The organism is Pelomonas lactea (assembly GCF_043555885.1).
In the GTDB taxonomy this organism is placed as follows: domain Bacteria; phylum Pseudomonadota; class Gammaproteobacteria; order Burkholderiales; family Burkholderiaceae_C; genus Pelomonas; species Pelomonas lactea.
In genome coordinates, this window is record NZ_JBIGHX010000006.1 from 340,826 (window position 1) to 352,759 (window position 11,934).

Here is an 11,934-nt window from a genome sequence, read left to right on the forward strand (position 1 = left end):
CGCAGGCCGACGGCTCCACCGTCACGCTGGCGTGGAGCGCCACCTGGCTGCCCGGCGGGGCCACGCTGGACGCCGATACCGGCTGGTTCAGCTGGACGCCCGGCTACGCCCAGGCGGGGCTGATGCGCGTGCCGCTACGTCTGACGGCCGTCTACACGCCGGCCGGCGGCGGCGAACCGGTCAGCGTCTCCGTCGAGCGCGAGCTGGTGCTGAACGTGCTCAACGCCAATGGCGCGCCGGTCTTCGACGCGGTGCAGTCCTGGGACGTGTTGGAGGGCCAGCCGCTGTCCATCAGCGTGTTTGCCTTCGACCCGGACAACCCGAGCTTCGAGCCCAAGGTGCGCCTCACGCCCACCAGCCCGCTGACGGGCGGCGAGGGCTCGGTGTCCACGGTGGACTACGAGGTCATCGGCCTGCCAGCCGGCGCCGTCTTCGACCGCGACACGCTGGAGATCCGCTGGACGCCGGGCTACGCCCAGGCGGGCACCTACCAGGTCACCGTCAAGGCCACCGACAACGGCGACGGCACCGGTCAGCCGCTGACCAGCGAGATCACGCTGCCCATCGTCATCCGCAACGCCAACCGCGCCCCCGAGCTGCAGAACCTGACGAACGCCTTCGTCGATCGCGGCGCCGTGCTGGACATCCCCATCGAGGCCAATGACCCCGACGGCAACCCGGTGGCCATCACGGTCTATGGCCTGCCCAGCTTTGCCAGCTACGTGCAGACGGTCAACCAGGCCGGGCAGGTCAAGGGCTACATCCGCTTCGCGCCGGGCGCCAACCAGCGCGGCGACTACACGCTGACCGTCGTTGCCCAGGACAACGGCGACGGCGATGTGAACCAGGTGCAGATCTCGGCCCGCAGCTTCGTGCTGACCGTGCGCAGCCCCAGCGAGGCACCCGTCATCACGCTGCCCAGCCAGGTCGTCGCCGTGGCCGGCACCGAACTGCGCGTGCCCATCCTCGTGTCCGACCTGGACCAGGATGAGCTGGCCTACGTCGCCACCAACCTGCCCGCCGGCGCGCGCATCGAGAGCGATCCGCGCTACGGCCATGCCACGCTGGTGTGGACGCCACCGTCAGGCACCAGCGGCAACTTCGACATCAGCCTGGCTGTCACCGACAAGGGCCTGCCGCCTGCCGACTCGGGCTACGTGGTCGACCCGCTGAACCCGCCCGTGCCCAACACCGCGGTGAAGGACCTGCGCATCGTCGTGCGCGGCACCAATGCGGCGCCGACGCTGTTCGCCGTGGCCGCCACGGGCGGCGCCGTGCAGGGCGACCCGCTGGCGGGCAACCGCAGCGTCGTGCGTGTGGACGAAGGGTCTCCGCTGGTGCTGGACCTGTCCGGCCTGGACGGCGATCTCGATCCGCTGAACTGGACCTTCGAAGGCCTGCCTGCGGGCATGCAGGTGCTGCCCAGCGCGGGCAGCGGCGGCCAGACCCGCCTGCAGCTGCGCTGGACGCCGGGCCTCTTTGGCGCCCAGAGTGACAACCAAGGCGGCGGCACACCGGGCCGCTACCTGCTGAAGCTGACCGCCAGCGATGGCAGCGCCAGCTTCACGCGTGACGTCGAGATCGTCGTCGCCAACGTCAACCAGGCGCCGGTGCTGATTCCTATGCCGCTGCAGTTGGTGCCCGAGGGCCAGACGCTGGCCTTCACCGTGCGCGCTACCGACGGCGACAACGACGCTACGCAGTTGCAGCTGATCCATGACGCCAGCACGCCCGCCGGCGTGCAGTTCGACCCCGCCACCGGCTACTTCGAGTGGACGCCGGGTGCGGACGTCGTCGACAACGCCAGCGCCGACTCGGGCGTCTTCACGTTCAACTTCAGCGCCACCGATGGCCAGGCCACGGTGACGCGCTCCGTGCAGGTGCGCGTGTTCGACGTCAACGACCCGCCTCAGATCACGACGGCCAGCCATGCGCTGCTGGTGGGCCAGAGCTTCTCGCTGCCCGTCGTCAAGGGCGCCAGCGCGCCGGCCGGTGCACTGCGCGTGTTCGATGCCGATGGTGCCGCCCAGACCGCAGGCCTGGTCGTCAGCTTCCAGGGCCTGCCGCAGGGCGCCCAATACGACGCTGCCCAGGGCCGGCTGAACTGGACGCCGGGCCCTGGCCAGATCGGTGACTTCACGGTGCTCGCCACCGTCAGCGACGGCCGCAACTCGACGACCGCCAGCTTCGTGCTGCGCGTCGTCGCCGAGGCCGATGCCAACGCGCCCAGGATCCTCGTCAACCTGACCCCCAGCACGCCCGTGCTGCCCGGCCAGGTCGTCGTGGCCACGGTGCGTGCCGACGCCTTCAGCCCCATCGCCAGCCTCGTGGTGCAGGCGCGCGGCGCCGGCATTGGCCAGGCCGACTGGGTGCCCGTGACGCTGGACGGCCTGGGCCGCGTGCGCATCACGCCCAGCGCGCCAGGCCTCGTGGAACTGCGCGTGACGGCGTCCGATGCCGACGGCTTCTCCGCCACGACCACGCAGACGCTGCGTGTGCGCGACCCGCTGGACACGGCCGCGCCGGTGCTGACCTTCAAGGGGGCGCTGGACACCGGCAGCCTCGCGCCCACCGTCATCACGGCGGCAACGCCGCTGACCGCGCGCATCGCCGACCTGCAGCTGATGGGCTATGTGCTCGAGGCGGCGCCGTCCAATGGCGACACGGTGGACGAGTCCGCCTGGCGCCGGCTGGCGCAGGCGGACCTGACCGGCGCGCCGGTCAATGGCGACCTCAACCTCGCGACGCTGGACCCGACCGCCTGGGCCAACGGCGTCTACGTGATGCGCCTGCGCGGCTGGGACCTCGCCGGCCGCACGACCGAGATCACCACCCGCGTGCTGATCGACTCGGCGTTCAAGCAGCTGGTGCAGGCCCAGGCCACCGATGCGGTGTTCCGCCTCGGCGGCCACGACCTCGCGCTGACGCGCAGCCTGGACACCAGCGGCGTGGGCGACCTGGGCAACTGGGCGCTGCCGCTGCTGGACACCCGCCTCAGCCACGACCAGGCCGGCCGTGACAGCCTCGGTGCGTCAGCGGCCTGGCTGCTGGGTGCGCGCGTCTGGCTGCAACTGCCCGCCAGCCTGTCGCTGCCGGGCGCTGCCACGCAGTACCTCAGCTTCTCACTGGGCACCGCCAGCACGCCGCTGTCCGGCGATCCCACCTCGCCCCAGGTGCTCACGCCAGTGTTCACCGGCGGCGCCGCGGGCTGGACGCTGCAGGCCGTCGGCGAGGAGGCCGAGCGGCCCGTGGCCCTCGCCGCCCAGGGGCAGCGGCTGCTCGACCGCACCACCGGCCTGCCGTGGCAGCCGGTGGGCTACCGCCTCACCGGCCCGGACGGTACCCACTACAGCCTCGATGCGCGCGGTCGCGTGCAGCGCGTGCAGTTCTCCGACGGCCAGCAATGGCTGGTGTCGGACGCGGGCGTCGCCCTCGTCGGCAGCCTCAACGGCGCCGATCGCGTGAGCTTCGAGCGTGACAGCGCCGGCCGCGTCGAACGCATCGTCGGCCGCCAGACCGGCGGCACGGAGGCTGCGCTGGTCTACCGCTACGACGGCCAGGGCCGCCTGGCGCTGGCTCGCAGCCTCTACGGCCAGGCCGGCCAGAGCGGCAGCCTCAATGAGCTGATCGGCTACCACGCCAACGGCAGCGTGTTGAGCGAGCCGGTCACGGCGCAGTTCGGCGCTGCCGGCGGCTGGCTGGTCGGCGCACCGGCGTCGGCCAACAGCTGGAGCGGCACGTTGACCGCCGGCATGTCGGCGAGCTTCACCTTCGTCGTGCGCGACAGCGAACTCGCCAGCACCGCCCGCACGCCGGGCGCGACCGGCGCGATCATCTACGCGGTGGAAACGACGCCGGGCACCAGCCTGGCCGTCGAAGGCGCCGCGGTGCTGGGCCAGGCCAGTCTGGGTGGCAAGACCGTCACGCTCATCCGCGTCACGCAGGCGGGCGTCAAGCTGCTGACGCTGACCGGCACCGGACCGGTGGCCATCAAGGTCAGCGTCGCCGGCGATGTGAATCGCGACGGCCGCGTGGATGGCAGCGACACGGCCGGCTTCTCGGCCGACCTGAATGGCGATGGCGCCAGCAACGACAGCGACCGCCAGGTGCTGTACGCCAACTATGGCTGGCGTGCCAACCTCGCGCCGGTCGCCGTCAGCGCGCCGGACGCCTTCAAGACCCACGCCGAGCTGAGCGCGGCCTTCTCGGTGGACGACATCGCCGCCGACTTCGAAGGCGACCGCGTGTTCTGGCGCGTGGTGGGCGGCACGCATGGCACGGCCCGCCTGTCGGGCGACGGCCAGACGCTGCTGTTCAAGCCCGAGGCCGGCTTCACCGGCACGGCCACCATCGAGGTGCAGGCCGACGACGGTTACGCCAGCAGTGGTGTCATGACGCTGCAGGTCAACGTCAGCGGCGCCAAGCTGCTGGCCATCCGCCTGCTGCCGCGTGGTGCGCTGCAGGCCGGCCAGGGCGCGCTCGTGCGCGCCGTCGGCGACTTCGAGGACCAGCGCAACGTCGACCTCAGCGTTGACGGCAGCTACCTGACGCTGCGCGCCGTCGACTTGTCGGGCATGGGCTACCTGGGCACGAGCCCGGTGCGTGTGAACGACGGCCTGGACCATGTGTCTGCCCAGAGCGCAGGCGCGGCCTGGCTGGAGCTGAGCCGGCTGGATCGCGACGGCCGTACCGTCAAGGCCGTGGTGGCACTGAACGTGCGGGAGGCCACCGCCCCCGATACGGCCGATGGCAGTGAGTCCGAGGCGGGCCATGACGACCTGCCGGTCGTGGACGTCGGCATCTATCCGGGCACGCTGACGCTGATGCCTGGCGGCACCCGGCAGCTCCGCGTCAGCGAGTTGAGCGAAGACGTCGGCAACGCGCCTGTTGCCGATCAGCCGTCCACCCGCTACGTCAGCAGCGACGAATCGATTGCGACGGTGAGTGCCACCGGCCTCGTGACGGCGCTGCGTGATGGCGACGTGACGATCACCGTCATGCATCTGGTGACGCTCACGGCGCCGATCTATGACGACAGCGGCAACGTCATCGGCGAAGACGTCCATCAGGAACTCGTCCAACGCGCGCTGCGCCTGATCGTGCGTGCCGCCGCGTTGACGGACAACGACCCCAGCACGCCGACTCCCAGCCGCGTAACCGTCACGGCGGCCGATGGCGGCATCGTGCAGAGCGCCACCGGCGAAACGGTGCTGATCGGCGCCGGTGCACTGGCGCGCGACGTGGCCGTGGGCATCGACCGCATCCGGCTTGCCGACATCCAGGCCACCACGGGCATGCGCCCGGTGGGTCAAGGGGCGACGCGCATCGACGAGAACGGCCAGGTGCAGGCCGTGCCCGATCAGTTCCAGGCCGTGGCAGCCTTCCGCCTCGACATGGAAGAGGGCGCGCAGTACCCCATGCAGCTCGCCATCCCGACGCAGATGGGCGCGGACGGCTTCAGCACGGCGGCCCGCGCGGCCGGCGATCCCGACGACGGCAAGCTGCACGCCGGCGACACGGTGTACTTCTTCAAGCGTGGCCAGCTGTTGGATGCCAACGGCGTCATGCAGGACGTGTGGTGGCTTGTCGACAACGGCACCGTCGGTGCCGACGGTGTTGCGCGCACGGCCAGCCCGCCGTACCCCGGCCCGCTGAAGCCGGGCGAGTACATCATCAGCCGCCAGATCGTCGGCGGCACCATCCGCGAGGTTCGCGGCTTCCGGCTGCAGGCGCTGTACGACCCGGTGACGCAGCTGGCCATCACGTCGGCAGCCATCGGCGGCGCGATGCTGATGGGCTCCGGCTCGCTGGCGGGTGTGGCGGTCGGCATGGGCATCATGACGTCCATGCTGCTGCTGCCCGCTGCGGCTGCCGCCAGCACGATCAAGGTCTACACCTACGACATCCCGGGCAATCCGTCCGAGATGACGGTGACGCTGCCATCGGCCACGCCGGGGTCCATCCAGACCGTGCAGCTGCCGACGCCGCCGCAGCGCGTGCTGGACGAGTCGGGCATCTCCGAGCCGCGCATCGATGGCGCCAGCTTCAAGTTCAACAAGGATCAGGGCCGCTTCGAATTCAAGCTCAGCGGGTTCAACCCCGCAGTGCCCGCGGCCAGCCTCAACCCCGAGCTGTTGATAGAGCTCATCGGCACCAACGGCAACGTCGTCGACTCGAAGACGGTGACGATGGCTGCCGCGGCGGGCCTGCTGGACATCGCATTGCCTGCCGGCTTTGCGGCCGGCAGCCTGTCCGTGCGCGCGACGCTGGTCTACACAACGGAGGCCACGCTCAATGAGGAGGGCCAGCAGGTCCCGAGCACCAGGCGCAAGTTGGCCAGCCTCCCGGCCAATGTGCGCGTGCAAGGTGAAATCAGCGCCCAGCTGGGCCGCAAGGAGGTCACGTTCTACCAGACCATCGGCAACACGACGACGCAGATCGGCTCGCTCGGATCGGTGCTGTTCAACGGCGCTAACGGCACGCCGGCCTACCTCTACGGCTTCAAGGTCGACGCTGTCACGATCACACCGGACGGCACCCGCGCCTTCATCGCCGGCCAGGGGATGGTGTGGGGCGTGGACCTGCTGGCCATGAAGATCTTCACGACCATCGAGCTGGGTGGCGGCGCGCGCAACATCGCGACCGTCAAGGCGGCCAACAACGCGCTGTTCGTCGCCGAGGGCGACCGCTACGGCAGCGGTGGTGGTTATCGGCTGTGGCGTGTCGAGCTGACCACGGGTTCGCCGAACTACGGCAAGGCAATGCAGCTGCAGCATGCCGAGCTGAACTCCGCGCCCATCGGCTTCGCCGGCATGGACGTGGACGCGGCGGGCACCGTGCTGGTCATCGCCGCACCGCTGGCGCCGGCACGCCTGTCGCTGCGCAACAGCAGCGACCAGCCGGGCAAGGTGCTGGTCATCGACCTGAAGAACGACCTCAACCTGGGCACGGGCAAGCTGGCCAAGGTCACCAAGGCCACGGGCATGACCAGTGGCGGTTTCAGCCCCAACGCCATCAACGCGGTGCGCGGCAAGGAAGGCACGACGTCGAGCACGCAGTTCACCGTCACGCACGCGCTGGACTACAGCCGCGGTCTCGCGGCGCTGACCATCACCAAGCAGGACGGCCGCGTCACCGGCGCCACGCTGAAGCAGTTCGACCTGTCGCAGAAGAACAGCGATATCCGCCTGGAGCGGCTCAACATCCAGCGCGCGGCCGATGCCGTCGTCGTCACGGTGGATGGCAAGCAGTACGCCATCGTCAGCGACTACAACCTGCAGTTCCTCGACCCGTACTGGCAGGCCATGTACGAGGCGCCGATGTTCATGTACCTCAGCCCCTTTGGCCCGCCGACACCCATTGGCGGTTCGGCCAGCGCGAAGACCGTCGTGGTGGGCGGCAAGCTGGGCGTCATCGAGGACCCGTTCGGCGCCAATCCCAAGTTCCTGGGGGCCACGGCGCCCGAGAACGAGATCACCTACAAGGATCTGTCCGTCATGGGCGACACCTTGCTGGTGGCGGCGAGCGGCCTGTACGGCGGCCCCAGTAATACGCTGGCGTTCAGCATCAGCAAGCTGATCGAGCTGGCCAAGAAGCATGACGGCAACATGGCTGTCAGCATCGGCAAGGAGAAGCCCAGGGACCTGCCGCCGCTGGGCGTCACGCCGACGCAGGCGCCGGCACCGCAGGGTGCGGGCGTCAATGGCACGGCTCAGAAGGTGACGGACGTCATCGACGTGCGCGACAACTGGTTTGGCGCAACGCCAGCCACGGATCGCGGCTTCCGGCCGGGCGATGTGGTCACGCTCGATCTGGCAGCGTTCTTCGTCAGGTACATCAAGGACAACCCGAACAGCGAGATCACGCGCAGCATCCGTGAGGCGCTGGACAAACCGACCGGTGCCATTTCGGAAGCAGATCTGCGCGGCAAGATCAGTCTTGGCGAGGGGCTTGTCGAGGCCCTGACCCGTCGCAAGGACGCTCAGAACAAGCTGATCAGCGGTGTCAAGCTGGCGACGGCGGATGGGTTGGCCATCAGTGGTGGCACGGCTGCACAGCAACTTGACAAGCTCTTGAGTGCCGACCCGGTGCCAAAGACGGGTGCGAACACGTCGCAGCTCACCACGTCGACCAACAAGAAGTTCGCCGATACCAGCGTTCTCGTGCTGTTCCGCGAGATCACGGAAAGCGATCTGGCCGACCTTCGGGCCGGAAGGACCTTGGGCCATGTGGATGCCGAGTTGCTCGTCAGCATCGCGGGCAAGCAGTCGACCAATCTCAAGCTGAAGGTCGCGTTTGACGACTATGCGAGGAACGGCGCGGTCTATTTCGGCGATCGTCCGGTCGACAACCCCGGCTACTCCGCGCTGTCCCTGGCAGGCACGTTGCGCGCTGGCCAGACCGTGGACAGGCTGGACGCGATGAAGGTGGAGCAGCGGCTGCGGTACCTTGGATTCCCCGCCATGGGTATGGGAAGTCCGTCCGCGGACGACAACACCATCACCGACTTCTTTGTGGATGGCACATGGGGCGAGGCGGAGGCCCGTGCGGCATGGCTCTTTGATCGTGTCGTGAACTACTACACCGTGAGCTACGACGCGACGAATGCTTCTGCGACTTGGCAGATTGCCAATCACGATCCCAATATTGCTGGGTTTGCAGGGAGGCTGAGGGCGGCAGCGATGGGGCTGACGGTTGGCGTGGCGACCAACGGGGTCAATGCTGATCGCATGGGAAGCTGGCTGAGTGCGTTCAACGCTCCGCACTGGATGGAGCTCTTTGCCCAGGGCGCCGGAAGCAACGCGACCCTGCCTGGCTGGACCAATACCCAGACCGGCGCCAGTGGTAGTTCTGTCGAGCGCTTCGGAACGAGCTGGATTCGGGACGTCATGCTGGCGGCCGGTCTTGACGCTGCAGGGTTGCGTGCTGGTGCATTGCGGTTCAACGGCTCCGTGGATGCCAACCTAGGCTACACGCCCGGCGGGCATTCCACGCACGATCTGGGCATGGCACTGGATCTTGGGTTCCGCCAATGGATCAGCCAGTCACGACCCGGGAGTCCGGATTCGGCGAAGAACGGCAACCAGTACAACTCGCACGAGCCCGAGACGGTGACGTTGCTGCCGGTGGCGCAACGCACCTGGTCTATTGCCAATGGCCGCGCCCAGGTCGCACAGACCACGTTGCCCCAGACCAACAACTACACACAAGGCAACATCAACTACGGCATGAACCGGCAGCAGAGTGCGTTGTCCGACTTCCTGGCGGTCTACTCGGTGATCCGGGACAGCAGCACCAATGGCGTCGTGGACGCCGGATCGCGTGGTTCAATCACTTTCGTCAATGCAGGTGCTCAGCAGGATGCCGTGCGTAATGCTCTTTTTGGCAACGGCACAGCGGCTACCGGCGCACTGCGGCGGCTGTACGTCGGCGGCACCGGCGCGACGAACTCGTTCGTCAACATCCGCAACGCGCTGACGAATCTGGGCATGCCGGCGGGCCTGATGGACCCTCAGCAGGCGCACCAGAACCATTTCCACATTTCGCTGCGTCCACCGACGCTGATGGCAATCACGCAAGCGCTGACGTCATTGGCTACGTCGACGACGAGCTGGCAGGACCTGGCCGTCCAACCCAACATGGACGAGTACCTGTATCAGCTGTCGATGCAGGGCGACAGCGACCTGGCGCAGCTGCTGACCCAGGCCACCGAATCCGGGGTGTCGTTTGAGGAGCTTGCCCAGGGCCTGCTGGGCCAAGCGTCAGCCGTTGACGCGCCGCTGCTGCTGAGCGTCGACGCCGCCGGCCACGGCTGGTACCTCGACCCCACGCCGCTGGACAACAGCGACGACTACCTGCCCACCGCAGACGGCACGATCTGGCGCGCCAAGGCCGGCAGTGCCGCCGACGGCAAGATGGACCTGCTGTCCGTGCTGTTGCACGAGTACGGCCATCTGCTGGGGCTGGAGCACAGCGGCGATGCAGCCGACTTCATGGCCGCGACGCTGCAGCCCGGCGAGCGCCGTCTGCCCACGCAGGCGCAGCTGACCTGGATGGCCGCGCGTCTGGCGGGTCTGCAGGCCGCGGCAGAGCAGGCGCAGCACAACGCCCCTGCGGGCGCCGCCGCGCCGGCAAGCTCTCCGGCCGGCGCCGACGCCTCCGCTGTCGTGGCGCTGCCGCGTTTTGCCACCGCCGTGAACGCCAGCCTGCTCAACGGCAGCTTCGGCCAGTCCGGCACGCCTAACGGCGCCGGCTGGACAACACAGGGCGACGTCAGCTTCTCGGCCGACGGCGCTACGCTGGGCGAGACCGGTGGCCGCCAGGCGCGCCTGCTGCAAGGCTTCGCCATCGGCGCCAGCGACAGGTTCCTCAGCTTCACCATTGCCGGTCCCGGCCTGCAGGCCAATGCCGGCGGCCCCGGCGACGCCTTCGAGGTCGCGCTGCTGGATGCCGACTCCGGGCTGGCACTGGCCGGGCGCGCAGACCTGGCCGGTTCCGACGCGCTGCTGAACCGCCAGACCGCGCGCAACGGCCAACCTGCCGTCGAGCGCCTGGCGTCCAGCGTGCGCAAGCAGGTCAACGCCGACGGCAGCGTCACCTACTTGGTCACGCTGGCGCCCGAGCTGGCCGGCAAGTCTGCGCTGCTCAGCTTCGACCTGCTCGGCTTCGCCGCGGCCGACAGCCACATCACCGTGCGCGACGTGCGCATGCTGTCCGACACCCCGTCCGGCAACCTGTCGCCCACGGCGGCGGGTGGCCAGGTGCAGGGGACGGAAGACCAGGCGCTGCCCATCACCTGGGGCCAGTTCGCGGCCAGCGACGCCGACGCTCAACCCGGCACGCTGCAGATCGAGATCACCGCCCTGCCCGCCGACGGCCAGCTGCAACGCCAGCAGGCCGACGGCAGCTGGGCAGCAGTCGTGGTTGGCGAGCGCTTCACCGAAGCCGACCTGGCCGCACGCGGCCTGCGCTTCGTGCCGGCGGCCAATGCCTCCGGTGGCGCCGGCTATGCCACGCCGGGCGACGGCAACCGCCGCGAGCACTACGCCCGCATCGGCTTCCGCGCCTTCGACGGCGAGCTCTACAGCGCGCCGGCCAGCCTGGTTGTCGACATTGCGGCCGTGGCCGACGCGCCCACCCTCACCGTCACCGGCGGCAACACCGTCGCCGGCGTGGAGGACGTGGCGCTGGCGCTGCACGCCATCGTCGCCGGCCTCGTCGACAACGACGGCTCCGAGACGCTGGTGCTGACGCTGACCGGACTGCCTGTACTTGATGGTCAGGGCTTCACGCTGTCCGACGGCACCCACAGCTTCACGCCCACGGCCACGCAGCGCGTCGTCAACCTCGCCGGCTGGCAGCTCGACGCCCTCACGCTGACCCCGCCGCGCGACTTCAACGGCAGCGTGGCCCTGCAACTGCAGGCCACCGCCCTTGAAGGTGCCACCGGCGCGTATGCCACCACCAGCCAGGTGCTGACGGCCCAGTTCGTCGCCGTGGCCGACGCGCCCACACTGGTGCTGAGCCCGCGCGACGTCGCTGTCAGCCGCGAACTGCTGGCCACCAGCTGGGAGACGCCGGCCAACACGGCGACGACCGCCACGGTCCTCACCGGCCGCGTGCTGGAAGGCTGGACCCTCCAGACCCCGACCACCGGCAAGACCGCCGCGTTCGAAATCTGGGCGTCCGGCGACCGCATGACCAACGTCGGCGGCAACAGCTTCACCGTCCAGGCCATGCCCGGCAACGGTGGCCAATGGCTGGCGCTGATGAACGGCCGGCGCAGCACCTCCTACCAGACCCACGGCGTGGAGCGCAGCGTCGACACCATTGCCGGCGCGACCTACACCCTCAGCCTGGACTACGCCGGCGGCATGGGCTTCCTCGCGGCCAACACGCAGATCGGCATCTACGTCGACGGCGTGCGCATCGCCA

General features: G+C 69.2%; 1 protein-coding gene (running past one end of the window). It reads left to right on the forward strand.

What is annotated here, in order from left to right; all coding sequences use genetic code 11:
- Nucleotides 1-11,934 carry part of the coding region annotated (locus ACG04Q_RS18220; RefSeq protein WP_394512583.1) for a calcium-binding protein on the forward strand (this coding region is incomplete at its 3' end). 21,094 nt of the annotated region lie to the left of the window's left edge, so 11,934 of the 33,028 annotated nt are shown.